General features: G+C 66.8%; 26 protein-coding genes and 2 tRNA genes. 19 read left to right on the top strand and 9 right to left on the bottom strand.

Annotation, left to right across the window (positions count from 1 at the left end; translation table 11 throughout):
* The first annotated feature begins 2 nt into the window (after window positions 1-2).
* From AAFP35_RS25210 to AAFP35_RS25180, 7 genes are all read left to right on the top strand, one after another.
* A complete protein-coding gene (locus AAFP35_RS25210; RefSeq protein WP_419224426.1) occupies window positions 3-1,412 on the top strand; it encodes a hemolysin family protein in 1,410 nt (469 codons plus the stop codon).
* Complete coding sequence (locus AAFP35_RS25205; RefSeq protein WP_419224425.1) at window positions 1,409-1,765, top strand: cytidine deaminase; 357 nt, start codon at window positions 1,409-1,411, stop codon at window positions 1,763-1,765. The genes AAFP35_RS25210 and AAFP35_RS25205 overlap by 4 nt, the downstream gene beginning before the upstream one ends.
* Complete coding sequence (era, locus tag AAFP35_RS25200; protein ID WP_419224424.1) at window positions 1,765-2,709, top strand: GTPase Era; 945 nt, start codon at window positions 1,765-1,767, stop codon at window positions 2,707-2,709. The genes AAFP35_RS25205 and era overlap by 1 nt, the downstream gene beginning before the upstream one ends.
* Window positions 2,710-2,739: 30 nt before the next feature.
* Window positions 2,740-4,149: a YhgE/Pip domain-containing protein gene (locus AAFP35_RS25195; RefSeq protein WP_419224423.1), complete on the top strand. Its 1,410-nt coding sequence runs from the start codon at window positions 2,740-2,742 to the stop codon at window positions 4,147-4,149.
* An 87-nt stretch (window positions 4,150-4,236) separates the two neighbouring features.
* On the top strand, window positions 4,237-4,995 hold the full coding sequence (recO, locus tag AAFP35_RS25190; protein WP_419224422.1) for a DNA repair protein RecO: 759 nt from the start codon (window positions 4,237-4,239) through the stop codon (window positions 4,993-4,995).
* A gap of 13 nt (window positions 4,996-5,008) precedes the next feature.
* Window positions 5,009-5,824: an isoprenyl transferase gene (locus tag AAFP35_RS25185; protein ID WP_419224421.1), complete on the top strand. Its 816-nt coding sequence runs from the start codon at window positions 5,009-5,011 to the stop codon at window positions 5,822-5,824.
* Complete coding sequence (locus tag AAFP35_RS25180; RefSeq protein WP_419224420.1) at window positions 5,821-6,234, top strand: hypothetical protein; 414 nt, start codon at window positions 5,821-5,823, stop codon at window positions 6,232-6,234. The genes AAFP35_RS25185 and AAFP35_RS25180 overlap by 4 nt, the downstream gene beginning before the upstream one ends.
* A gap of 9 nt (window positions 6,235-6,243) precedes the next feature.
* Here AAFP35_RS25180 and AAFP35_RS25175 read toward each other — a convergent pair whose 3' ends face one another.
* Both AAFP35_RS25175 and AAFP35_RS25170 read right to left on the bottom strand, forming a co-directional pair.
* Window positions 6,244-6,660, bottom strand: a complete 417-nt coding sequence (locus AAFP35_RS25175; protein ID WP_419224419.1) for a Fur family transcriptional regulator — start codon at window positions 6,658-6,660, stop codon at window positions 6,244-6,246.
* Complete coding sequence (locus tag AAFP35_RS25170) at window positions 6,657-7,028, bottom strand: ArsR/SmtB family transcription factor (RefSeq protein ID WP_419224418.1); 372 nt, start codon at window positions 7,026-7,028, stop codon at window positions 6,657-6,659. Before AAFP35_RS25170 ends, AAFP35_RS25175 begins: the two co-directional genes overlap by 4 nt.
* A gap of 140 nt (window positions 7,029-7,168) precedes the next feature.
* Between AAFP35_RS25170 and AAFP35_RS25165 the strand changes: the two genes are divergently transcribed.
* From AAFP35_RS25165 to dnaG, 4 genes are all read left to right on the top strand, one after another.
* Window positions 7,169-8,557: a glycine--tRNA ligase gene (locus AAFP35_RS25165; protein ID WP_419224417.1), complete on the top strand. Its 1,389-nt coding sequence runs from the start codon at window positions 7,169-7,171 to the stop codon at window positions 8,555-8,557.
* A 103-nt stretch (window positions 8,558-8,660) separates the two neighbouring features.
* On the top strand, window positions 8,661-9,134 hold the full coding sequence (locus AAFP35_RS25160) for a cold-shock protein (RefSeq protein ID WP_419224445.1): 474 nt from the start codon (window positions 8,661-8,663) through the stop codon (window positions 9,132-9,134).
* The gene (locus AAFP35_RS25155) at window positions 9,127-10,425 is read left to right on the top strand and encodes a deoxyguanosinetriphosphate triphosphohydrolase (protein WP_419224416.1); all 1,299 of its coding nucleotides are present in this window, start codon (window positions 9,127-9,129) and stop codon (window positions 10,423-10,425) included. The genes AAFP35_RS25160 and AAFP35_RS25155 overlap by 8 nt, the downstream gene beginning before the upstream one ends.
* Window positions 10,426-10,465: 40 nt before the next feature.
* Window positions 10,466-12,376, top strand: coding sequence for a DNA primase (dnaG, locus tag AAFP35_RS25150; protein ID WP_419224415.1), 1,911 nt, complete (start codon window positions 10,466-10,468; stop codon window positions 12,374-12,376).
* Window positions 12,377-12,383: 7 nt separating this feature from the next.
* Here dnaG and AAFP35_RS25145 read toward each other — a convergent pair whose 3' ends face one another.
* Together AAFP35_RS25145 and AAFP35_RS25140 are read right to left on the bottom strand one after the other, a co-directional pair.
* Entirely contained in the window at window positions 12,384-12,971 is a 588-nt protein-coding gene (locus AAFP35_RS25145) for a zeta toxin family protein (protein ID WP_419224414.1), read from the bottom strand.
* Window positions 12,968-13,354, bottom strand: a complete 387-nt coding sequence (locus tag AAFP35_RS25140) for a TA system antitoxin ParD family protein (RefSeq protein WP_419224413.1) — start codon at window positions 13,352-13,354, stop codon at window positions 12,968-12,970. Before AAFP35_RS25140 ends, AAFP35_RS25145 begins: the two co-directional genes overlap by 4 nt.
* A 168-nt stretch (window positions 13,355-13,522) precedes the next feature.
* Between AAFP35_RS25140 and AAFP35_RS25135 the strand changes: the two genes are divergently transcribed.
* Together AAFP35_RS25135 and AAFP35_RS25130 are read left to right on the top strand one after the other, a co-directional pair.
* Window positions 13,523-13,906 (top strand): acyl carrier protein, encoded by a 384-nt coding sequence (locus tag AAFP35_RS25135; RefSeq protein ID WP_419224412.1) that lies wholly within the window; start codon window positions 13,523-13,525, stop codon window positions 13,904-13,906.
* 212 nt (window positions 13,907-14,118) lie between these two features.
* Window positions 14,119-15,501, top strand: a complete 1,383-nt coding sequence (locus AAFP35_RS25130) for an HNH endonuclease (protein ID WP_419224411.1) — start codon at window positions 14,119-14,121, stop codon at window positions 15,499-15,501.
* 51 nt (window positions 15,502-15,552) lie between these two features.
* Here the strand turns inward: AAFP35_RS25130 and AAFP35_RS25125 are convergent, their stop codons facing one another.
* The gene (locus AAFP35_RS25125) at window positions 15,553-16,998 is read right to left on the bottom strand and encodes a cutinase family protein (protein ID WP_419224410.1); all 1,446 of its coding nucleotides are present in this window, start codon (window positions 16,996-16,998) and stop codon (window positions 15,553-15,555) included.
* A gap of 231 nt (window positions 16,999-17,229) precedes the next feature.
* Here AAFP35_RS25125 and AAFP35_RS25120 point away from each other — a divergent pair, with 231 nt between their 5' ends.
* On the top strand, window positions 17,230-17,733 hold the full coding sequence (locus tag AAFP35_RS25120; RefSeq protein WP_419224409.1) for a hypothetical protein: 504 nt from the start codon (window positions 17,230-17,232) through the stop codon (window positions 17,731-17,733).
* Window positions 17,734-17,794: 61 nt separating this feature from the next.
* Here AAFP35_RS25120 and AAFP35_RS25115 read toward each other — a convergent pair.
* Window positions 17,795-17,871 (bottom strand) — tRNA-Ile (locus tag AAFP35_RS25115).
* Window positions 17,872-18,016: 145 nt separating this feature from the next.
* Here AAFP35_RS25115 and AAFP35_RS25110 point away from each other — a divergent pair.
* A tRNA-Asn gene (locus AAFP35_RS25110) sits at window positions 18,017-18,092 on the top strand.
* Window positions 18,093-18,159: 67 nt separating this feature from the next.
* Here the strand turns inward: AAFP35_RS25110 and AAFP35_RS25105 are convergent.
* Entirely contained in the window at window positions 18,160-19,059 is a 900-nt protein-coding gene (locus tag AAFP35_RS25105; RefSeq protein ID WP_419224408.1) for an acyl-CoA thioesterase domain-containing protein, read from the bottom strand.
* A gap of 62 nt (window positions 19,060-19,121) precedes the next feature.
* Between AAFP35_RS25105 and AAFP35_RS25100 the strand changes: the two genes are divergently transcribed.
* On the top strand, window positions 19,122-19,547 hold the full coding sequence (locus tag AAFP35_RS25100) for a pyridoxamine 5'-phosphate oxidase family protein (protein ID WP_419224407.1): 426 nt from the start codon (window positions 19,122-19,124) through the stop codon (window positions 19,545-19,547).
* A 112-nt stretch (window positions 19,548-19,659) separates the two neighbouring features.
* On the opposite strand, the gene AAFP35_RS25095 is transcribed toward AAFP35_RS25100, so the two are convergent.
* Window positions 19,660-20,373: a GntR family transcriptional regulator gene (locus AAFP35_RS25095; RefSeq protein ID WP_419224406.1), complete on the bottom strand. Its 714-nt coding sequence runs from the start codon at window positions 20,371-20,373 to the stop codon at window positions 19,660-19,662.
* 80 nt (window positions 20,374-20,453) lie between these two features.
* On the opposite strand from AAFP35_RS25095, the gene AAFP35_RS25090 reads away from it, so the two are divergent.
* On the top strand, window positions 20,454-21,251 hold the full coding sequence (locus AAFP35_RS25090) for a hypothetical protein (RefSeq protein WP_419224405.1): 798 nt from the start codon (window positions 20,454-20,456) through the stop codon (window positions 21,249-21,251).
* A 61-nt stretch (window positions 21,252-21,312) separates the two neighbouring features.
* Here the strand turns inward: AAFP35_RS25090 and AAFP35_RS25085 are convergent, their stop codons facing one another.
* On the bottom strand, window positions 21,313-22,527 hold the full coding sequence (locus tag AAFP35_RS25085) for a TetR/AcrR family transcriptional regulator (RefSeq protein WP_419224404.1): 1,215 nt from the start codon (window positions 22,525-22,527) through the stop codon (window positions 21,313-21,315).
* Window positions 22,528-22,724: 197 nt separating this feature from the next.
* Between AAFP35_RS25085 and AAFP35_RS25080 the strand changes: the two genes are divergently transcribed.
* On the top strand, window positions 22,725-23,525 hold the full coding sequence (locus AAFP35_RS25080; protein WP_419224403.1) for an enoyl-CoA hydratase-related protein: 801 nt from the start codon (window positions 22,725-22,727) through the stop codon (window positions 23,523-23,525).
* Between the two features lie 67 nt (window positions 23,526-23,592).
* Window positions 23,593-24,771: AMP-binding protein (locus tag AAFP35_RS25075; RefSeq protein WP_419224402.1), on the top strand; the 1,179-nt coding region annotated here is incomplete at its 3' end.

Genomic DNA, 24,771 nt, shown 5'->3' with positions numbered 1-24,771 from the left:
CCGTGCCCGACGACGTCTGGTTCGTCGTCGCCGCGATCATCCTGATCGCGCTCGGCGGACTGTTCGCGGCGATCGACGCCGCCTTGACCACCGTGTCGCTCGCCCGTGTCGAGGACATGGTGAAGGAGCAGCGGCCCGGTGCCGCCCGTCTCGCGTCGGTGCTCGACTCCCGTGGCACCTACGTCGGTCTTGCCGTGCTGCTGCGGGTGGTGTGCGAGACCGCCTCGGTGGCGCTCGTCGCGCTCGCGGCCACCGACTCGTTCGGCGTGGGGTGGGGGCTGTGCGCCGCGATCGTGGGTATGGCGCTCGTCTCCTACATCGCGATCGGCGTGGGGCCGCGGACGCTGGGACGTCAGCACGCGTACAGCATCGCGCTGCCCGCGGCGGCCGTCCTGGTCGGGATCGGTGTGCTCCTCAAGCCGCTGATCCGGCTGCTCATCCTGGTCGGTAACGCGGTCACCCCGGGCCGGGGGTATCGGAACGGGCCGTTCGCGACGGAAGTGGAACTGCGTGAGGTCGTCGACCTCGCCGAGGCGTCCGGGGTGGTGGCGGCCGACGAACGCCGCATGATCCAGTCCGTCTTCGACCTCGGCGACACGAACGCCCGCGAGGTGATGGTGCCGCGACCGGAGATGATCTGGATCGAGGCCGACAAGACGGCTGCCCAGGCCACGAATCTGGCCGTGCGATCCGGTCATTCGCGCATCCCGGTGATCGGCGAGAACCCCGACGACATCGTCGGGGTCGTCTATCTGAAGGATCTGGTGGCCAGCAGCGGGCCCGTCTCCTCGGGCACCGTCCGCGACCAGATGCGACCAGCCGAGTTCATCCCGGATTCCAAACCACTGGACAAGGTCCTCGCCGACATGCAGCGCACCCGCAACCACATGGCGATGCTCGTCGACGAGTACGGCGGCATCGCCGGGCTGGTCACCATCGAAGACGTACTCGAAGAGATCGTCGGCGAGATCACCGACGAATACGACACCGACGAGGTCGCTCCGGTCGAAGACCTCGGCGACGGCCACTACCGGGTGTCGGCGCGACTTCCCGTGGAGGACCTCGGCGAATTGTTCGGGCTCGACATCGACGACGACGAGGTCGAGACGGTCGGCGGTTTCCTCGGGCTCGAACTCGGTCGCGTGCCGCTGCCCGGTGCGCGGGTGGAGGCCGACGGCCTGCTGCTGGTCGCGGAGGGCGGTCCGAATCGCCGGGGCCGCCAGCGCATCACCACGGTGCTGGTGAGTCGGGTGTCCGATCCCGACGACGAGGCGACCGCAGACACCACCACGGCGGGTCGTGACCGGGTCGACACCGACATTCCCGAGCGTGCTGCGTCGGCCGGACCGCGCGATACGGAATACTCCATGTCCAGTCCAGCCGAGACCACCGGGAACGAGGACCGACAGTGACGGCACCGCAGAGCGGACCAACCGAGCTGACCGACGAAGACGGCAAGCTCGTCGTGCTGGCGCGCGGCGCGCTGGCCCGGGCCGAGACCGCCACCGCTGCCGCCGTGCGCGACGGCGACGGCCGCACGTACGCCGGTGCCCCGGTGACCACCGCGACCCTCACCCTGTCCGGTCTGCAGGTGGCCGTGGCGAGCGCGTTGTCCAGCGGCGCGCGTGCCTTCGAGGCGGCCGTGCTGGTCAACGGGGCCGCCGACGATCCGGGGTTGGCGACCCTCGCGGAGATCAGCTCGGAGGCGTACGCGGTGTTCACCGACACGGCGGGCCGGCCGACCGGCCGGACCGGTGCGGTGTGATGACCGGGTTCCGTTCGGGTTTCGTCTGTTTCGTCGGTCGACCGAACACCGGGAAGTCGACGCTGACCAACGCGTTGGTCGGTGAGAAGATCGCCATCACCTCCAACCGTCCGCAGACCACCCGGCACACCATCCGAGGCATCGTCAACCGCGACGACGCGCAACTCATCCTCGTGGACACGCCGGGACTGCATCGGCCGCGCACCCTGCTCGGGCAGCGACTCAACGATCTGGTGCGCGACACCTACGCCGAGGTGGACGTGGTGGGTGTCTGCGTCCCCGCCGACGAACCGATCGGTCCGGGGGACCGGTGGATCGTGACCCAGGTGCGCCAGATGGCGCCCAAGACCACGGTGCTCGGCGTGGTCACCAAGATCGACAAGGTCACCCCGGACAAGGTCGCCGCCCAGCTGGTCGCGTTGTCCGAACTGCTCGGCCCGTCGTCGGAAGTGGTTCCCGTGTCGGCGAAGTCGGGCCGTCAACTCGACGTGCTGACCGACGTTCTCGTGTCGCTGATGGAGCCCGGACCCGCCTTCTATCCCGACGGTGAACTCACCGACGAGCCCGAAGAAGTGCTGATGGCGGAGTTCATCCGCGAAGCCGCTCTCGAAGGCGTCCGCGACGAACTGCCGCATTCCCTGGCCGTGGTGATCGAAGAGGTCATCCCGCGCGGGTCCGACGCGGACTCAGATGACGCCTACTCAGATGACAACACCGTGGCGGCGCCGTCGATGGTGGACGTGCACGCGATCCTGTACGTCGAGCGCGACAGTCAGAAAGGCATCATCATCGGACATCGTGGGTCACGACTGAAAGAGGTCGGGACCGTCGCGCGGGCACAGATCGAGAAGCTCCTGGGCACCAAGGTCTACCTGGACCTGCACGTCAAGGTCGCCAAGGACTGGCAGAGGGATCCGAAACAGCTGGGGCGCATGGGCTTCTGACCACAGGGGTCGGGGAGAGGTGGAGATCGGATGGGCCGGCACGAGGAGACGAGTACCGACGCCGAACAACCCGAGATCGGCGAACACGAGGCGCCCGACCACGAAGCCGAGGCCGGCACCACCATCGCCGGTGTGGTCCGGTCGCCCCGATTCTGGCTCGCCCCCTTGGCACTTGTTCTGGTGGTGATGTCGTTGATGGCGGCGCTCTACATGGGTGCCGTCGCCGATCCGGAAGGAAATCTGCACGATTTCCCGATCGCGCTCGTCAACGAGGACTCCGGTGGAGACGTGAGCAATGCCGACGGCAGCACCACCCATCAGAACATCGGCGACCAGGTCGCCAAAGGGGTTGTCTCCACGGCTGCCGAGAGCGGGATCGTCGTCACCCCGACAGATCGGACGACAGCCCTCAACGAGCTGAACTCCGGAAAGGTGTACGGCGTCGTCGTCATCGGCGCCAACTTCACCAACCGTGCGGTGGCGCTCGGGCAGTCGGCGGTCTTACAGGCCAAACCCGATCCGATGGCCATCGACGTCTTCATCAACCGCGGATCGGGTGCCTTCGCGTCGGCCGTGACCACCACCTTCGCCGAACGTATGTCGACACAGGTGAACGAGCAGATCGGCGAGCAGCTGGTCCAGACGGTGCGCGGCCAGCTGGCGAAAGCAGACGTCGCGTTCTCCGGTGCCGCGCAGCTGGCGATCTCGAACCCGGTGGACGTCAAGGTCGTGGAACCCAATCCGCTTCCGGAGGGTTCGGGCAACGGCCTGTCGGCGTTCTACATCACGTTGCTGCTCATCCTGGCGGGCTTCACCGGCGCGATGATGGTCAGCATCGTCGTCGACGCGATGCTGGGGCAGACCCCGATCGAATACGGGCCGTTCTACCAATTGCGCGCCAGACTCGCGATATCGCGGTGGGGCACCCTCGCGGCCAAGTGGACGATCATGGTGCTCGTCGCGGTGATCCAGTCGGCGCTGTTCATCGGCGTTTGCGCGGCGGTCGGCACATCACTGCCGAATGCCTTCTCCCTGTGGATGTTCTCGGTGCTGGCGATCTCGGCCGTCGGGATCTCGGCGAGTTCGATGATGGCGGTGTTCGGCAACCCCGGACTCGTCCTCAACCTGGCGTTCTTCGTGATCCTGGGGCTGCCGTCGTCGGGTGGCACCGTGCCGTTGGAGGCCAGCCCGCGCCTGTTCGCGTGGATCGCCGACATCGAACCGATGCACCTGGTCTATCTCGGTGTCCGCGCCATCCTCTATTTCGACGCGGACTTCGACGCGGGACTGGGCCGATCGGTCATCCAGTGCGCCATCGGTCTGCTGGTCGGTCTGCTGCTGGGTGTGCTGGGCACCAAGTTCTACGACCGCAAACGTTGGCACCGCTATCCGGGTGGGATGACCTTGCCGCCGTGGCTGGCGAAGCTGGCGGATTCCTGACCGCGGTCGTGCGCGGGGGCGACCGGCATTCGTGCCGCCATGGCGTGTGGGGGTGCGTCGGCTCGGTGACGTGAAAGAATCACAGACGTGAGGTTCTATCGGGATGACGCGGTGGTGCTGCGCCAGCACAAGCTGGGGGAGGCCGACCGCATCATCACGTTGCTCACCCAGGAGCACGGGCTGGTGCGTGCGGTTGCCAAGGGAGTTCGGCGGACCCGATCGAAGTTCGGTGCGCGGCTCGAACCGTTCGCCCACGTCGACGTCCATCTCTATCCGGGCCGCAACCTGGACGTGGTGACCCAGGTGCACACGCTGCATGCCTTCGCCGATGCCATCGTCGCCGACTACAGCCGCTACACGACCGCGTGCGCGGTGCTGGAGACCGCGGAGCGGCTGGCAGGCGAAGAGCGGGCGCCCGCCGCGCAACTGCACAGACTCACCGTCGGCGCGTTGGCGGCATTGGCCGAGCACCGCCGCGACAACCAACTCATCCTGGATGCCTATCTGCTGCGGGCGATGCACTGCGCCGGATGGATGCCGACGCTCGACGAATGTGCCCGGTGCGGGTGCCGCGGACCTCACCGGGCATTCCATGTCGCCGCGGGTGGGGCGGTGTGCATCCACTGTCGGCCGCCGGGGGCGGCAACCCCGTCACCCGGTGTGCTGGATCTGATGGACGCGCTCTTCCGCGGCGAATGGGAGCACACCGTGGAGGTCACCACCTCGCAGCGACGACAGGCCAGCGGACTGACCGCCGCCCATCTGCAATGGCACCTGGAACGTCAGTTGCGAACCCTGCCACTCATCGAACGCGAAGCACCTCATAGGCTGGTGGACACCGCGTGAGAGGAGACGGCTGATGGCGCTACGACCCGGTTCCAAGAGGCAACCGGCCACCTCGACGCCCGTCACCGTTCGCCCACCCGACCCGCATCCGAGCGGTGCGCGTCCGCCGAGACTTCAACCCGAACTGATCCCCAGGCACGTCGCGCTGGTGATGGACGGCAACGGGCGATGGGCACAGGATCGGGGGCTGCCGCGCACCGAGGGGCACAAACAGGGCGAGGCGGTGCTCATGGACACCGTGTGCGGATGTATCGAGCTCGGGGTGACCTGGCTGTCGGCGTACGCGTTCTCCACCGAGAACTGGTCGCGCAGTCCGGAGGAGGTCCGCTTCCTGATGGGCTTCAATCGGGACGTGATCCGACGGCGCCGCGACGAGATGCACGAGATGGGGGTGCGGGTGCGTTGGGCCGGTCGTCGACCTCGACTGTGGCGCAGTGTGATCCGTGAACTCGAGGTCGCCGAGGAGCTCACCCGTGACAACACGGTGATGACTCTCACGATGTGCGTGAACTATGGCGGCCGAGCCGAGATCGCCGACGCGGCAAAGGAGATCGCCCGTCGGGCAGCGGCAGGCGAGATCGATCCCGAGCGCATCACCGAATCGTCGTTCGCGCGCTACCTCGACGAGCCGGACATGCCCGACGTCGACCTGTTCCTACGTCCGTCCGGCGAGAAGCGGCTCTCCAACTTCCTACTGTGGCAGTCCGCCTACGCCGAGATGGTCTACCAGGAGAAGCTGTTCCCCGATTTCGATCGCCGCGACCTGTGGGCGGCCTGCGTCGAATACGCGTCGCGTGATCGCCGGTTCGGCGGAGTGTTGCCGACGTGACGGATTCCTCCACCGGCCCGGCGGCGTTGCTGGCACGGGTCGTCGATCTGGTCGCCGAACTCGGCGACGTGGGCGAGACCGATGCGGACTCGGTGGTGGTGCGCGTCGGCCCGACGCGGGCGTCGATCCGCGCGGTGGGCCTCGCGGACGGATTGGACGTGCTGACGGTGACCCAGCTCGTCGCGATGGATCTGCCGAACACCGACGATCTGCGCGACGACGTCGAATCCAGTGATGCAGGGTTGAGTTTCGGAGCTCTTCGTCGCTCCGATCCGGCGGGCGTGACCACCGACGTGCTGCTCTACTACACCTTCCCGGCGGGTTCGCTCGGCGACGTGCCACTTCTCACGGTGCTGCACATCGTGTTGTCGGCGGGCGCGGACGTGGCCCGACGGCTCTCCGGGAACTGAACGCGACGCTCAGCCGGCCTGACAGGTCGGGCAGTACCCGAACACCTCGACGGTGTGGTTGATGTCGGAGAACCCGTGGAGTGCGGCCACCTTCGACGCCCACTTCTCCACCGGATCGGCCTGTACCTCGACCGTCGTGCCGCAGCGACGGCACACCAGATGATGGTGGTGGCCGGACGAGCAGTGCCGATAGCGGGTCTCGCCCGACCCGTCCCACAGGACGTCGATCTGGCCGGACTGACTCAACGCCTGCAGATTGCGGTAGACCGTCGTGAGACCGATCGACTGCCCGCGCGCCTTGAGCTGGTCGTGGAGTTCCTGGGCGGAGACGAAGTCGTCACCGGCGGCCAGGGCGTCGGCGATGGCCGCCCGCTGTTTGGTGGACCGCTGCCCGGTGACCGGACGTTCGGCGTCGGCGGTGCTCATCGCGCCGCCGGATGCGACGGACGGTCGTCGACGGCCTGGTCGTCGGTCTCGTTCGCGTGATCGAGTGCATCGGTGACGATGCGGGTGAGGTGTTCGTCGACGAGTTCGTAGACGATCTCACGGCCGTTGCGGTTGCCGTGGACGACGCCGGCGTCCTTGAGAACCCGGAGGTGTTGACTCACCAACGGTTGACTGATCCGGAGTGTGCCGACGAGCTCGTGGACGCACTGGGCGTTGTCGCGCAGTGCGAGCACGATCGCGATGCGGGTGGGGGAGGCGAGGGCACGCAGCAGGTCGCTGGCGGCCTCGCGTGCGCTCGCGTCGCGGAGGCCGGTCACGTCCGGGCTGCGTCGCGGTGCGGAATCCATGCCCGCCATCTTATCGGAAGTCGTTGTCATTTGACCGCTGCGTCGGATGTGAGCCCACGGCCTGCGGATTCTCGAAACGGCAATGCCTGCGGCTAACCTGTAGGGGTTGTTGTCCCAACGTCCGTGGAGAGCGAATCATCGTGGCCGCCGCCCCGTCCAAAGTCGAAGCCGTCGTCAACCTCGCCAAGCGTCGAGGTCTGGTGTTCCCCGCCGGCGAGATCTACGGCGGGACACGCTCCGCCTGGGACTACGGCCCGCTCGGTGTCGAGGTCAAGGAGAACATCAAGCGGCAGTGGTGGCGGTCCATGGTCACCGGCCGTGAGGACATCGTCGGCCTCGACTCGTCGGTCATCCTGCCGCGTCGCGTGTGGGAGGCATCCGGCCACGTCGAGGTGTTCACCGATCCGCTGGTCGAATCGCTCCACACGCACAAGCGCTACCGCGCCGATCATCTGATCGAGGCATACGAGGCCAAACACGGCCACCCGCCGGCCAACGGTCTGGCCGACATCAACGACCCGGAAACGGGTCAGCCCGGCAAATGGACCGAGCCGCGAGCGTTCAGCGGACTGCTCAAGACCTTCCTCGGTCCGGTCGACGACGAAGAGGGCCTGCACTACCTGCGTCCGGAGACCGCGCAGGGCATCTTCGTGAACTTCAAGAACGTGATGACCACCGCGCGGCGCAAGCCCCCGTTCGGTATCGCGCAGATCGGCAAGAGCTTCCGCAACGAGATCACGCCGGGCAACTTCATCTTCCGCACCCGCGAGTTCGAGCAGATGGAGATGGAGTACTTCGTCAAGCCGGGCGAGGATGAGCAGTGGCACCAGTACTGGATCGATCAGCGATTCGACTGGTATGTCGACCTCGGTATCGACCCCGAGAATCTCCGCTTGTTCGAACATCCCAAGGACAAGCTCTCGCACTACTCCAAGCGCACGGTCGACGTCGAGTACAAGTTCGGTTTCGCAGGCAATCCGTGGGGTGAGCTCGAAGGTGTCGCCAACCGGACCGACTTCGACCTGTCGACCCATTCCAAGCACTCCGGCGAGGACCTGTCGTTCTTCGACCAGGCCAGCGGCGAGCGCTACACCCCGTACGTCATCGAGCCTGCGGCGGGCCTGACCCGCTCGCTGATGGCGTTCCTGTGCGATGCCTACACCGAGGAAGAGGTGCCGAACGCCAAGGGCGGCACCGACACCCGCACCGTGCTGCGTCTCGATCGCCGGCTCGCGCCGGTGAAGGTGGCCGTGTTGCCGCTGTCGCGCAACGAGAAGCTCTCGCCGAAGGCAAAGGACCTCGCGGCCGAACTGCGCAAGTACTGGAACGTGGAGTTCGACGACGCCCAGGGCATCGGCAAGCGTTACCGCCGTCAGGACGAGATCGGCACGCCGTTCTGCGTGACCGTCGACTTCGACACACTCGACGATCAGGCCGTCACCGTGCGCGAACGCGACACGATGAGCCAGGAGCGGGTCGCGCTCGACAAGGTCGTCGAGTATCTCGGCGGCAAGCTCGTGGGGGCGTGAAGCTCAGCTCGACCTGCGGATTTCTGTCATAGTTGAGGGTGGAGTTTGTCGCGCGCCCGGGCATGGGGTCCGGTCCCGCCCGACGAGGAGAGTGAGTGCAGCAGTGACCGTCAGCGGCAAGGTCGTCCATTACGACGCGAATCGGGGGTTCGGGTTCCTCGCACCGGAGGCGGGCGGAGCCGACATCTTCCTGCACATCAATGACATCGACATCGACGAGAGCTCGCTGAAACCCGGCGCCAAGGTCGAGTTCGACGTCGAGGAGACCGACCGGGGCAGCAAGGCCGTGAACGTGGCCGTCACCGAGGCGGCACCGGCCGACGACGCGGCGAGCGCTCGTGCACATCGTCGCGACAACCACGATCACGGTCGAGACCGCGGTGATCGGGGCGATCGCGGTGATCGCGGCCGACGTCCCCGGGGTGGACACGGTGGCGGCTCGGTCGATTCGTCGTCGATCTCCGAGGAGATCACCGAGCTGCTGCTCGATTCCGACGACGACCTGACCGCCGGTCAGATCATCGCCATCCGCCAGCGCGTCATCGACTTCGCGGTCGCCCGGGGATGGGTTGACTAGCGCACCGTCCACCGGCATCCCACCGACGGCGCACTACGGCGACGAGGCCGTCGAACGGATCGTGCCCGAGGGCGCCAAGGTCGCGAGTCTGCCCGGCACCCGCACCGATCACCGCAGCGACTATGCGCGTGATCGTGCACGGGTCCTGCATTCGGCGGCCCTGCGCCGCCTGGCCGACAAGACGCAGGTCGTCGGTCCCCGCGAGGGCGACACCCCGCGCACCCGCCTGACCCATTCGCTCGAGGTCGGGCAGATCGGCCGTGGCATAGCGATCGGGTTGGGCTGTGAACCCGACCTGGTGGAGCTTGCGGGGCTCGCGCACGACATCGGCCATCCGCCGTACGGGCACAACGGCGAACGCGCCCTCAACGAGGTCGCCGCCGACATCGGTGGCTTCGAGGGCAACGCGCAGAATCTGCGCATCCTCACCCGGTTGGAACCGAAACTCCTCGACGACGACGGGCGCAGCGCCGGCCTCAACCTGACCCGTGCCTCGCTCGACGCGACCCTGAAATACCCGTGGACACGCAGGCCACCATCGACGAAATTCGGTGCCTACGACGACGATGCCGCAGCGCTCGACTGGGTGCGACGGGACGCGCCCGCGGATCGGCGATGCATCGAGGCGCAGGTGATGGACTGGTCCGACGACGTCGCCTACTCGGTGCACGACCTCGAGGACGGCGTCATCTCCGAACGCATCGACCTGCGGACCCTGGGAGATCCGGCCGATCAGCGCGCGCTCGCCGAGATCGGTGTCAAGGAGTTTCCGGAACTGGAACCCGAGCCGCTCATCGATGCGGCAAACCGGTTGTCGCAGATGGATATCGTGCGCGCCGTCGGGCGCTTCGACGGCAGTCTCGACGCCTCTGTCCGGCTCAAGCGTCTGACCAGCGAACTCATCGGTCGGTTCGCCTCGGCCGCGATCACCGGTACCCGAGACGTGGTCGGCGATCGGTCGATCTCCCGTTACGACGCCGACCTCACCGTGTCGCCCCTGGTGGCCGCTGAGGTCGCGATCCTCAAGACACTCGCGCTGCGCTACATCTTCTCCAACGAGCGACACAAGGCCAATCAGCAGCGTCAGCGCGAACGCATCCACCGCGTCGCGATCTGGTTGACCGCGGCGGCCCCCGGTGGTCTGGATCCCATCTTCGTGCCGTTCTGGCAGCAGGCCGCCGACGATGCGGCCCGACTGCGCGTCATCGTCGATCAGATCGCCTCGATGACCGAGGGCAGACTCGAGCGCACCGACAAACAGAACTCCGGCGCTCAAGCGCATTTGGGATAGGGGACACGGCCGCTGCGGCGCGATCACTACACTGGTCGGCGTGCCAGGCCGAATCCCCGATCGTGACATCACGGCAATCCGTGAGCAGACACGCATCGAGGACATCGTCGGCGAGTACGTCGCGTTGCGGCGGGCCGGAGCGGACAGCCTCAAGGGCCTGTGCCCGTTTCACGACGAGAAGACACCGTCGTTCCACGTGCGTCCCAATCACGGGCACTTCCACTGTTTCGGCTGCGGCGAGGGCGGTGACGTCTACAGCTTCCTGCAGAAGCAGGAGCACGTCAGCTTTGTCGAGGCGGTCCAGCAGCTCGCCGACCGGATCGGCTATCAGATCCACTACGAAGGTGGCGGCACCGCGATCATCCGCGATCGTGGCACGCGCGCCCGGCTCGTCGCCGCCAACGCGGCGGCCCAGAAGTTCTACGCCCAGCAACTCGAGTCACCGGAGGCCGCGCCGGCCCGCGACTATCTGAAGAAGCGGGATTTCGACGCTGCGGTGGCCGCCCAGTTCGGTTGCGGTTACGCCCCGGCCGGGTGGGACACGATGACCAAACACCTTCTCTCCCAAGGGTTCGAGTTCGGTGAGCTGGAAGCGGCCGGGCTGTCGAAGCAGGGGCGCAAGGGACCGATTGACCGGTTCCACCGGCGGTTGCTGTGGCCGATCCGCAATCTCGGTGGCGACATCATCGGCTTCGGGGCCCGCAAGATCTTCGACGACGACAACCTCGGCAAGTACATGAACACGCCGGAGACCATGCTGTACAAGAAGTCTCAGGTGCTGTTCGGTCTCGACCACGCGAAGAAGAACATCGCCAAGGGCCACCAGGTGGTCATCGTCGAGGGCTACACCGACGTCATGGCCATGCATCTCGCAGGTGTCACCACGGCCGTCGCGTCGTGCGGTACAGCGTTCGGTGAGGACCATCTCGCTCTGCTGCGCCGCCTCATGATGGACGACTCCTACTTCCGCGGTGAGGTCATCTACACGTTCGACGGAGACGACGCCGGAGTCGCGGCCGCGCTCAAGGCTTTCGAAGGGGAGCAGAGCATCGCAGGCCAGACATTCGTGGCGATCGCCCCCGACGGGATGGATCCGTGCGAACTCCGGCAGAACAACGGCGACGCCGCCGTCCGCGACCTGATCGCACGACGGGTGCCGATGTTCGAGTTCGCGATCAAGACGCTCATCGCCGCACACGATCTGGACACCGCGGAGGGACGTGTGCACGCCCTGCGCGAGGCGGTTCCGGTGGTGGCCAGGATCAAGGACATCGCCCTGCGCGACGAATATGCCCGCCAGCTGGCGGGCTGGGTCGGTTGGGAAGACGTCGGCCAGGTGCTCTCCCGTGTCCGCGAGGAAGGCGGACGGTTCGCGCGGGCAACCGGCAACGGTGCCCGTGGTGAGCGCGTCACGTCGATGCGGCGCCAGCGTCCCGAGGCGCAGTCCGAGCCGTTGATGACTCGTCCGATAGCGACGGATCCGCGGCTGTGGCCACAGCGTGAGGCGCTCAAGGCCGCGCTGCAGTATCCCGCGATCGCCGGAACGGTCTTCGACTCGCTGCCGGTGGAGTGTTTCACCGAGACCGCCTACGCGAGTATCCGCACCGTGATGGCTGATCTCGGCGGAACGTCGTCGGGTATGGGTGGCGCCGAATGGGTGGACGCCGTGCACAACTCGATCGACGATCCGGTGGTGGGGCCGTTGGTCACCGAACTCGCGGTGGAGGCTCTGCCGGTCGCCGAGGACAACATCCCGCGCTACATCTCCAGCGTGATGGCCCGCCTCCAGGAGGTGTGGGTGGGCGCGCAGATCGCCGACATCAAGTCGCGGCTGCGGCGGATGGCGCCGGGGGAGGACCCGGACGGCTACAACGCCGTGTTCGGGGATCTCGTCGCGCTCGAGGCCTACCGGCGCAGCTTGCTCGAACAGGCCGTGGACCCGGGCGCCTGACGAGGTCTCAGATGCTGATGTGCGCCGGCCAGGCTTCGGAGAAGTCGTGCGGCGTCCAGTCCGGCCAGTCCGGCGGCGACGTCGGGACACCGTCGAAGAAGCGCGCCAGGATGCGGGTCCGTCGGCCGCGGTTGTCGTACACGGTCGCCTGATCGCATCGACGGATGGCCTGCACGGCCAGCGGCCACACCCGGCGGTATCGCTGCCGGATCTTGTCGACCGGCACCGGGTGACCGCCACTGGCGACGCGCAGACGGACACGTTCGACCGCATAGTCCTCGGGCACCATCACGACGTGGACCACGACACGGAACCCGTGATCGTGTGCGTCGTCGATGAGGTCGAGTTTCGACGGATGCGAGAACACCGTCTCGGCGATGAACGAGCGATCGAGCTTGATCAGTGCCGTACGGGTGTCGGCCGCCACCTTCGCCGCCTCATAGGCGTGCTCGGCCGGAGCGTCGGGCCATCGCTGTCGGGCGATCTCGTCGGCGTTGACGAACGGCGTTCGCAAGATAGGGACGAGGTGTTCGGTGATCAGCGTGGTCTTACCGGCCCCGTTGCATCCGATGACCAGATCCAGGCGCGGGCTCACGAGTCGAGGACGACCGTGGTCCCATCCGGCCGGTACTCGACCATCCGGCCCTGATCATCGACAGCGACCGATGAGAAGCCTTGCGCAGCACGTACTTCCACGTGGTCAACTGCACCGAGACGTTCCTCGAGCAGCGCGTCGACCTCGGCGTCGAAGACGACAGCCTCCTCGTCGGTGAGTGAGCCGATCGGCAGGTTCCCGGCCAGGGCGGCCTCGATCCGACGACGGGCGGCGCTGGTACGGGCCGACACGCCCTGGCCGACGCGCGCCCAGTGTTCGAGTTGCTGACGGGCGGAGCGGTGCTCACGGGCGCCCTCGTTGCTCGCCTCGTTGACCAGGGCAGCCGAGAACCGGGTCACCTTGTCGGCTGTTGCTTCGGCCATGAGTCCTCCGGAGTCGCCGTTGCAGTGTGCTACACGAACCACTGTAGCAGGGTGTAACGGCAGCGTGCCAGTGCTCGGAATCCGAACGTTTTTCAGTCACACGACTGATCGCATGGCACACTGCGTGCTGGGGAGAAGGACACATCGTCACCGATACGTGGGGGAATCATGGGGTTGTTGTTCGGGGGCAGGCTGACGCCTGCCGATGATCTGCCGGTCGATGATCTGTGGCAACCGAAGGTCGATGCTCGCGAGGACGAGGTGGAGATGCTCGTGCGCGAGGCGGTGTCGGACATCGTGGGACTGCCGCCGATGGTGGTCGATCGATACACAGACCTGGCCGAATACGGCGTGGACTCCGTCGATGCGGTCGAGCTGATGGTGGCACTCGAGGAAGACTTCGACATCCGGGTGCCCGGCCGTGACCTCGAGTTGCTGAGCACGGTCGACCGGATCGTGGACTATGTCCACTCCGTCGTCGGAAACCGGGCCGTCCGCGAGGCCGAGGGCATCGAGTTCGTCGACGACGAAGTGCGTCCGGGTCGTCGCTAGGGATGATCGGCGCTGTCGTGGTCGGCGGCTGTGGTGATCGGCGCTGTGGTGATCGGCGAGCGCAGGGTTGTCGGTGGGTTGAGATAGCCTGCGACATAGTTCAGTTCATGTAGTTCAGTCGATGCAGTTCAGTTGATACAGGTCAGTCACTCGATGCGGGCTCACGTTGATGCGGGTTTCTCCGTGTTCGCTCCTCCCCGAAGGTGTCTGTCGTGTTCTGCTATACCGACCCCGCCGCCGACGACGCGGTGCTGTCGTCCGGTGCGGCATCGGTCCTCGCAGCGGCCGGCCGTGACGCGCAACGGCTCGAACGCAAGGCCGCAGCCCGCAAGATCCTCTCCGCTCATCGGGTGGGGCTGGCGGCCTTCGAACGGTTGATCGCCGAGGAATCGGGATTCAACCCGCATGTGGGAAACGCCGCGGACAAGATCGCGATCGGTGAGGTGTCGCTGCGGTTCGGTGTGTCGAGGACGATGGCCGGGCGGTGGATCGAGTTGGCGAGCATGCTCGCCGAACTGCCCCGACTACGTCTGGCGTTCTTGGCCGGGGAGTACAGCGTCAACCGGGTGACGATCATGGCCCGCGCGTTGCTGCGCGTGGACAGCGACCGGCGCGAGGACATCTGGGATCGTGTCCGCGAACTGGCGGAGCGGCCGGTGACCGACCCGGTGTTACGTGACCAGCTTGATGAACTCGTCATCGACACCGATGTCGACGCCGCCGTGGACAGCCGCGAACAGTACGCGGACTTCCACGAGAACGTGACGATCGTCAGTGAGGGACAAGGGCATTCGACCATCGATGCATGCGTTCCTGCCGAGCACGGCGTCTATCTGAAGAAGCGGATCGCAGCGCTCATCGCGCGCAGGCTGTGCCCGCGGGGTCCGCGGTCGATCGGACGGCAGCGCGTGGCCGCACTGGCGGATATCCATCGGCTGCCCGGCCGACGGTTGGAGTGTCAGTGTGGAGCCGACGACTGCCCCAAACGGCGCAGTGCCCCGTCGTCGACCGATCATGACAGGCCGACCGATCATGACAGGCCGACCGATCATGACGGGCCTGCCGTCGAGGTGACGGTCGTCGTCGACCCGAGCATCCCCGTCCCGTATCTGCGTGGCTACGGGGCGATCGACCGCAAGCAAGCCGAGGAGATCGCGGCGCAGGCGACACGAGTGCGTGTGCGCCGCCTTCGCGAGGCGCCCGCCCGAGAAGCGAGCGGACGGACCGCCGATGACGCCGGGCCTGCACCGCCGCTGGACCGCTCAGGCCATGGAGGACACACCGTCCCGCCACCGGGAGCGCTCACGTACGCACCGTCGACAGCCTTACGAGAGGAGGTCACCAGGATCTACCGGCACTGCGTGTATCCGTTCTGCGGTCGGCCGGCCGAGGAGTGCGAACTCGATCACTTGGTGCCCTTCGACCACGACGACCCACGCGGTGGAGGCTGGACCGTCGAGGGAAACCTCGGCCCACTGTGCCGGCCCGATCACCAGCGCAAGCATGGCGGAAGGTGGGTGCCCACGATGAACGCCGACCGCTCGATCACGTGGCGCGATGTCGGCACCGGACAGGAGATCACCGTCTATCCGTGATCTACCGGTGTGGACTCCGGACCGCCGAGGTCGTCGGCCCTGTGTCTCGGCTCAGGCGCCCGCGATACGTCCGGAGATCCAGTCGGCGAACCATGTGATCGCGTTGCGTCCCTGGTCGTCGACGATGAAGGAGCCGTACCGGTTGTGGCTGTCGCCCTCGTAGAAATCCCGTGCACTGACCGCATCGTGGATCAACGTGCGCGGGTTTGTGATCGCATACCGTGCGGAGATCTCGGTGACCGAGGTCGCCATGCTGCTCAGATCGGGCGCGACCACGGCCATCTCGGTGTCGGCCTTGGCGGAGGGAGAGATCACCCTGGAAGCCATCGAGGCGAGCTCGCGGCCGAGGTGTGCCAGGTCGGCCGGTGTCGTGGGCGTCGAGTCGGGCAGTGTCTTGGCGCCGGCGCGTACGGCAACCGGGCCGACGGCCGACCAGGTGACCTCCTGGATGCGGCCGACGAGGTCGGCGGCCTTCATGAAGTCGACATGGGCCAGGGCCCGGGCGAGCACGGACGCGGCTGCTGTGAAGCCGGTCTTGTCGGGGATGAGTGCGAGGACGGTGGCGATCTGTTCGAAGTCGACGGCGTCGGCGAGGGTCACGAGGGGGCGGAGGCGACCGTTCAGGTCACCGGAGATCTCATGGGCTGCCTGTAGGTCACCGTCGGCGATGGCGCGGGGCAGGGACTCGAACCCCCGGACGATGCCGACGACGTCGATCGAGGCGATGGTCGTGGCGAAGGTCGCCGCCTCGTCGGCCGCGACGGTCGCCTCGTCCGCGGTCTTGCCGAGTGCGGTGCCGAGTTGACCCAGGAAGGGGTTGCGCCTCTTGTCGATCGAGCAATACAGATCGTCGGGGTCGCAGATCGACGACACCCGCCCGACCAGACTGCCCATCCCTTGCGGACGAGGGTCGGCGATGCCGACGCCGTCGGGACGCGGCCCCACGGTGGTTTCCCCGGAGGTCCCGGCCCGTGGATCGGCCAACAGCGCGACCGCGAGGACGGCGTCGGCGGCGACCGGTCCCAAGCCGTTGCCGATGGCGGCTGCGAGGTCGCCGGCGGCGTCGGCACCCTGGCTGTAGCCGGTGATGGTGAACCGTGCACCCGGGTGGTCGTCGGCAAAAGCGCGCAGGACCTGCGCGGCGTTGGCGACGGCGGTCGCCTTGCTCGAGCCGTAACTCTCGCCGTTGTCGAAGGCGCGCGCCACGTAGGGGAGGAAGTAGACGACGGCCGAGTCGCCGTGGTCGTGGCGGATCCGGTCCGCGATCGGACGCAGGGCGCCGGTTTCCTGGGCCGGGTCGGCTGAGGCGTCCGTCTCCCATGTGCCCGGGATGAACAAGTTGAACGTTGAGGCCGCGTCGATCGGGTGGCCGGTGGCGACGCCGGGGGCAAAAGCCGCGGCGAGTGCCGTCGCGGCCAGCGCTGCGCAGCATCCCGACCGCGATACGCGGCGGTGTCGGGTCGCTGGCGGCTGGGTCGAGACAGGCGGATCTGCCATGGGGCTGCTCACGGGCTGAGGAAGTGGGAGAAGGAGGAGCGGGCGCGGGACGCGGTTGGACGTGAGGACGGCGATGTTCGATGGTGATGCGCGGTGTGACGATCTCGAAGATACTCCGAAGCCGTCGCCCGCGGAGCGAATTGCGCAAGCTGCCCGCCACGGTCCCGGACGGCTGGGGTGTCGGCCGAAATAGGTTGTGCGGCAACGTGTTGTGTGAGTGAACGATGAGACATGGGCGAGATTTCATCTCTTCGCCTCTGTCTTGACGCAGTCTCGATCGATGGATGTCCTGTTCCTGCAACGGATTTCGAAGATCAGCTGAGTTTCTCTTTTGCGTTGCGAACTAACTTCTGCGCCAAATGGATTCGGCGTGGCAGTGGCGTCCGCGCGGTCGAGGCCCGGGAGATCCGCATCCTGGGCGAGGTTGCGGCGGCTTCCCGGCCTCTGCCCAACCGCTGCGTCGATGTCGGAGGTCACGTACATTCGCAAGCTATGCAGGTGGGGGATGGGTCAGATAACGCGCAGGCGGCACTGTTCGTGCAGGAGCTCGAGCGCATTGCGGACGGTTTGGTGAGCGAGATCGAGAATCCGCGGACGGGGCCGCGACGTACTCAGGCTGCGACCGCGGAGCTGCGGCAGGTGCGTGACTACATCCGCCGGCTGCAGGAGCGGTTCGTGTCCGGAGGGCCCCGGGATTGCCCGTCGGGGGAGGAGGCAATCCCGGAGCGTGCGTGACGATACCAAACAAAATTCACTGTAGTGTGGATGGGTGCGCGGTCGCCGAGTCGCCCAGATGTGGTGGGGCGGGTGGGGCTCGAACCCACGACCAGCGGATTATGAGTCCGCGGCTCTAACCGACTGAGCTACCGCCCCGTGGGCAACGCGTGCCCGACGCAGCACATTACCGCACACTCGGCGGTCGGCTGCGCGACGCGTGGTGGGCCCGGTGTCACCGCGTACAGGCGTTTTGTTCTCCGGGCGGTCCATGCGCTAAAGTTTGCACTCGGTTCGAGAGCATTCCCCCATAGCTCAATTGGCAGAGCATTCGACTGTTAATCGAACGGTTACTGGTTCGAGTCCAGTTGGGGGAGCCACACAACGCCCGCCACCAGCCCCTGGTGGCGGGCGTTGTCGTCTCGGATGCCCGGGGCCTCGGTGACGTCAGGGTACGGGCTGCATGGTGACGGTGGTGAGCGCCAGCACCCGATCGTCTGCTCCCGCGTCGACGATCTCTATCTGAAGGACGCTGTGGCCCAGGCCGTCTCGGAGGACCGTGCCGCGGGTGCGGGCCGGTCCGGTTCGCACCTGGGACAGGTAGTGCACCTGCATGTCCGTGGCGACCATGCCCGGCCGCATCGCGTGCGCGGCCGACTCCACCAGTAGTGCCTGTGCACCGCCCATGATGGTCCCGATCTGGTTGGCCACGAAGGCGGTGAGGTCCAGCTCGAGGACGCCTGCACCGGCATCGACGGTGCGCATGCCCAGGCGGTCGTAGATGGACGTCTCGATCGGGACGTGTGGACGGGAACGGACCTCGCCGATCCAGCGGTCCGGGGTGTAGTCGTCGGCGTCGACGGCCGCCGAGCGAGGAATCCGGGCGAACGTGACGAGGCCGCGCGCGACCGGTGTCGGTCCGGAGCCGTCGCGCACCTCGCCGAGCGATGCGGCCAGGGCGCGAAGGTCGGTCCGGCCGTGCGCGTCATAGACGTCGGCCGCCACCACGACGGTCCTCGAACCGACACGGACGGCTGAGCAATCGACGACGATGGGCCCGTCGCGCAACCAGTCCACGGTATGCAACGAGAGATCCTGCGTGGCAGTCCAGTCCGGGGCCGCCGAGACGAGTGCGGGATCGGATGCGACGAAGTCGACAACGGTGATCAATAGTCCCAGCGACGCGGCACCTGCCGGTGAGCGCAGGAGGTCGGTGAGTTCGGCGAGGATCAACGATCGGTCACGGCTCACCTGCAGGGAGACGAGCCCCATATCGGAGGTGAAGCTGTTGGTCGCTGACGGCACGAGGGCCGGGCCGCGGCGGTGCGCGGGCGAGACATCACTCATCGAATCATCACAGCACGGCGCAAACGGGCTCGGATGTCGGAGGTCGTGCCTACCGTCGAGACATGGCACTCAACAGAACAGAACGCGAAGAGTTCCTCGCCCAACCCCACGTAGCCGCGTTGTCGGTCGAGGCGGGGCCCGGCCGTGCGCCGCTGGTGGTACCGATCTGGTATCAGTACCAGCCGGGCGGCCGCCCGTGGCTACTGACCGGTACGCAGTCCAGAAAGCTCGACTTGATCAGGGCGGCAGGTCGATTCACGTTGATGGTGGACACACTCGAACCGACCATCCGTTATGTCTCGGTGTCCGGCGATGCCGTGGAATACACCGACGGCACCCGTGACGATCTCACCGAGATGGCCTCGCGCTACCTACCGGCCGACAAGGTCGCCGGCTACGTCGAGTTCGCATCCGCCGACCACGGACCCCAGACCAAGGTGGTTCTCGAACCTCACCAGTGGGTCTCACTGGACCTCGGAACCATCTGACCGGACGGTCCACGGAGACGACTGCGCCGCCCAGGGCGGGGCTGGTCGTCGGGGGTGACCAGCCCCGCCCTGGGCGGCGCGTCATCGAGACTACCTGACGTCCTCTCGTGACTCAGCCCGGGCTGTGCGATTCCGACTCGCCATCCCAGATGCCGGTGTTCTCGAGGTGTCGCGTCAGGCGGCTCGCGCCGTCGGTGAACTGGCGTCGAGTCTGTTCGATGACCTGTTCGCGGTCGCCGCCGCGGTATGCCTCGATCAGCTTGGTGTGCGAATCCATGGCCACCTCACCCCATTCCGGATCGGTCGCGTAGAGACGGGAGGGGGTGTAGCGGGTGGCGCTGAGCAGGAACCACGCGAGCTTGCCGCTGGACGCGATGTGGTTGTGCGCCCGGTGGAACTCGAACTCGGCGGTGGCGACCTGATCGCCGTCACCGGCGGCGATGGCCGCCTTCAGCCGTTCGTTGTGTGCCTCGAGTTCCTTGATCTGTTCGGCGGTGATGGCGTCGGCGGTGCGCAACGCCAATTTGACCGCGATCTCGCCCTGGAGCCAGAAGAGGTCCTCCACGTCGGTCCGGCTGAGTTCGCTGACCACGTAACCTCGATGTGGCGCGAGATTCACCATGCCCTCGCCGCGCAGCGTCAACAGTGCCTCCCGCACCGGGGTCACGCTCACGCCCAGACGTTCCGCCGTCTCGTCCATGCGCACGAACTCGCCGGGGTGAATCGCGGCGGTCATGATCTGCTCGCGAAGGTGGGCGGCGACTTCCTCGGACAACTGGGGCCGCCGACGCAGACGTTCACGCGGGGATGTCGTGCTCGGACTCATCTCACCAAACTAACACCCAACATATATCTGATATGGCTCCTGGTGATCTGGCACACGGATCCGGTCGCTACATTGGTCGCATGCCCAAGTCCACGCGACCGTCCGGTTCGCCGTCGTCCGTCGACGACGAGGTGACGCCACTCGACGGTGACGACTTCTTGGCGGCCAACCGTTCCAATCGGGAACGCTACCGCGAGGAGGCCGAACGCAAGGCCGAACGCGCCGCTCGACGCGGTGGCGGTGACCGCAGCGACGCTGACCAGCCCACGCCGAAGTCCGAGCCCGAATCAGAATCGGAGTCCGCACCGGGGTCCGCGGCCCCATCCGACCGAACGCCGGGAATCGTCGAGCCCGTGCGTCGTCGGCGGCGGCCGGGCAAGACCACGATCGCGCTGATCGTGTTGTCGGTGCTCGTCGTCGCACTCGCGGTGTCGACGGCGTGGTTCGCCTACGCTGCGGTGCGCGCCGACGATCAGGCCGCAGGCCCGACCGAAGCCGCGCGCCAGGAGACCATGGATCTCGCTCGCGACTATGCCGCGCAACTCGCGAGTTACGACCCCAAGGACTATGCGGACCTCGACCGTCGTATCCAGGGGATCTCGACCCCGGAGTTCGCGAAGACCTACATCACGTCGTCGCAGGACGCCCGCCGCGGCAACGCTAGTGTCCAGGGCACCTCCCACGCGGAATCCAAAGAGGCGGGACTGCAGTCCATCTCCGACTCCAAGGCCGTGGTGCTGGTGACCTTGGACCAGACGGTCAGATCTCCGGACGTGAGTGCGCAGGTGCCCCAGGGGATTCCGTATCAGTCGCGGGTCAAGGTGACCCTGGTGCGGCAGGACGGACGCTGGTTGCTCTCGGATTTCGACACGGTCTGAGTGAGCCGGCTGGACGACCGACCGCCTGACGCACCGTCGGCCGTGCACCCCTCGGTTTCGGCTAGGCCGTCCCGTCGCCGAGGAGCAGGCGGATGCACAGTGCCGAGATCTGGTCGGCTGAGGGTGCGCGCCGCAGACGGGTGAGGTCGATCGCGACGTTGAGCGCGGCCTGCACCAGGAAGCGACACTGCACCGGCGAGAGCTCGGAGCGGGTTCGGCCGACCCAGGCGGCCCACTCCTCGACGTTGATGCGCTGCTGGTTGCGCAGTTCGCGCCGCTGTGGTCCGGGCACGTTGCCGATCTCGGAGACGTACACGCTCAGCATGTCGTTGTTGGTCGAGCAGAGGGTGACGTAGCGCGTCACCAGCGAGACGATCGCCTCACGTGGTGTCTGCGACGACGACAGGGCGTCCGCGATGAGTGTGGTGACCCGGTCCGATGCCCGCCAGAACGCCGCGGACAGGATGGCCGCCTTGCTGTCGAAGTGTCGGTAGACGCCGGAGGCCGGCAACTCGGCCGCGGTGGCGATGTCGTCGATGGTGACCTCGTGGAACCCGTGGGCAGCGAACAGTCGGATCGACTCGGTCAGGAGCACTTCACGTTTCGAGTTCGGCGCCAGGCCGGGGGCCGAGGTGAGACGGGGTTCGGCCGGTTCCTCGGGCACCGTCACCATCGCCAGCGAGAGTGCGGCATCGGTGATCAGTTCCTCGATCTGGCGTGCCGGCAGGGTAGCCCGGTGTGTCGCCGGGCTGGCCACGACGCTGGTCATCGCAGCGGTGATGAGATCGGCCGTCACGGGGTCGACGCTGGGCTGCACACCCATCAGCGTCGCCCGGATGCGTCGGTGCTGGCCGATCACGATGCGCCGCACGTGGTCGGCGTCCTCGGGGTGCAGGTAATCGGCCTCCCAGTGGTAGAGGCTGCCCGATCGTCGGTGCTCGACCGATGCGCCGGTCAACGCGGTGAGCAACCCGCGTAGTTCCTGCTGAGGATCGTCCGGGGTGACGGGTACCGAGCCGGTCGCCTCGGCGAGGGCGTCCGCGAGGGTCCGCGCCGTCTCCGCGAACAGCGCGTACTTGTTCGGGAAGTGTCGGTACAGCGCGGGCGTGGAGATGCCGACGTCCGAGGCGATGTCGTCGAGACGTACCGCGTGATAGCCGTTCGTGCTGAACGCCTTCGCCGCCGACCGCAGGATCGAGTCACGGCGATCGGCGGGGCGGCGACGGGTCGCGCGGGTCGGTGTCGACGGCGCGGCAGCAGGTGGGCGGGCGGTCATGGGTTGGAAGCCTATCCGGAGTTGTCGTTCACGATCTGGTTTTCCATTGAGTTCGTTGAACAGGCAGGAAAACGGCCTCTTCCGTTGGAATAAGTTAATCAGTATTCTCGTGATCTGTATCGCACTGTGATAGTAGTGTGTGGTCGAGACCTCAGGCCGACGTGGCCGAGATCTGCGGGAAGCGAGGGTGAGTACGGGTGAGTGGTGACGACGAGATCCGCGTCGGTGTAGACGACCGAGGGGTGGCGCGGATCGAGATCAACCGACCGCATCGGATGAACGCTCTGAACGGCGCGGCGAGCAGCGTCATCATGGCGACGCTCGACGAATGGTCGCAGCGTGACGATGTCCGAGTCGTGGTGATCGACGGAGTGGGCGGCAGCTTCAGCACGGGTGCCGACGTCGTCGACATCGCGCAGGTCGCCGGGTCCAACGCCGGTGGCGGACTGGATCCGGCGCAGGCGCGCGGCGTGATCTCGTCGGGCTCCGACCTCGCGCGAGCAGTACGTCGCGTGCCGGTGCCGGTCGTCGCGTCGGTCGACGGTCCGGCCGTCGGGATCGGCGCCTCACTCGCCCTCGCTTCCGATCTCGTGTTCGCGACCGAACGCTCCTACTTCTTGCTGGCCTTCATCAACATCGGATTGATGCCCGACGGTGGTGCGTCGATGTTGGTCGCGGCGTCGGTCGGGCGTGCCCGAGCCAACGCGATGGCGCTCCTCGGTGAGAAGTTGCCTGCCGGCGAGGCGTTCGACGCCGGTCTGATCACCAAGCTGGTCGCCGACCGTGCCGCCCTCGACGAGCTCGTGGAGAAGACGCTGGCGAAGCTGACCGCGACGTCGTCGAGCGCGCTGCGTCTGACCAAGGCGGCGCTCGATGCCCACAGCCTGAGCGACTTCGAGGGAGCGCTCGATCGCGAGTTGGACGGTCAGACCGCGCTGTTGCAGTCTCCCGAGTTCCAGGCCGCGATGACCGCCTTTGCCGGCGCCGCCAAGAAGTGATTCCGAACCAACCCCCTACTCAGCACAATTCGTGACCGACGCCGCGTCACATGACAAGGAGCACCCGATGACCGCCACAGTTGACACCGCGAGCGATCTCACCACCGAGCCGTGGCGTTCCCGGCGTAACCACTGGAACAGCCAGGTTCGCCGCCACGCCTTCATGACCCCCGACCGAGCCGCACTGAAGTTCCTCGGCAAGACCACGACCTGGCGCGAACTCGACGAGCGCACGCAAGCTTTCGCCGCGGCGCTGAACCGGCGCGGAGTCGGCTTCGGGGACCGGATCCTGGTGCTGCTGCTCAACCGCAGCGAGTACGTGGAAGCCGTCCTGGGTGCGAACCTGATCGGTGCGATCCCGGTTCCGGTCAACATTCGTATGAGCCCGGCGGAGATCGCGTTCCTCGTGTCCGACAGCGGAGCGAAGGTCATCGTGACCGAGTCGATGCTCGCTCCGCTGGCCGACGCGGTCGCCGCATCGACCGGCGCCATCGACGCGACGATCGTCGTGGGGGAGACCCAGAACGAGGCGCACCTCGACTTCGAGGCGCTGGTCGCCGAGGATTCGTCCGATCTCCCCGAGATCGACATCCCCGAGGACACCATCTCGATGATCATGTACACCTCGGGTACCACGGGAAAGCCCAAGGGCGCCATGCTGACCCACCAGAACCTGCAGGCGCAGGCGGTGACCTGCATCCAGTGCCTGCACACCAGCGCCGACGACATCGGCGCATGTGTGGCACCGATGTTCCACATCGCCGGTCTGGGTGCGATGACCCCGCTGTTCTACATGGGCGCGACCTCGGTGATCCACCCGCTCGGCGCCTTCGATCCCGACGACATGCTCGACATGCTCGAGCGTGAGGGCATCACGTCGATCTTCCTGGTGCCCGCCCAGTGGCAGGCGGTGTGTGCGGCGCAACAGGCCAAGCCGCGTGACCTCAAGCTCCGCGTGATCAGCTGGGGTGCCGCGCCCGCGTCTGACACGGTCTTGCGGGCGATGGGCGAGACCTTCCCCGATGCGCTCAACGTTGCGGTGTTCGGTCAGACCGAGATGTCGCCGATCACCTGTGCTCTCGACGGTCGCGACGCGCTGCGCAAGCTCGGCTCGATCGGCAAGGTCGTACCCGCAGTCACCGCTCGCGTGGTCGATCCCGAGATGAACGATGTGGCCCAGGGTGAGGTCGGTGAGATCGTCTACCGCGGCCCGAACATGATGAAGGGCTACTGGCAGAACCCGCAG

The sequence above is a fragment of the Gordonia sp. CPCC 206044 genome, assembly GCF_048537895.1.
Classification (GTDB): Bacteria; Actinomycetota; Actinomycetes; order Mycobacteriales; family Mycobacteriaceae; genus Gordonia.
This window is presented reverse-complemented; position numbering and strand designations above follow the sequence as displayed.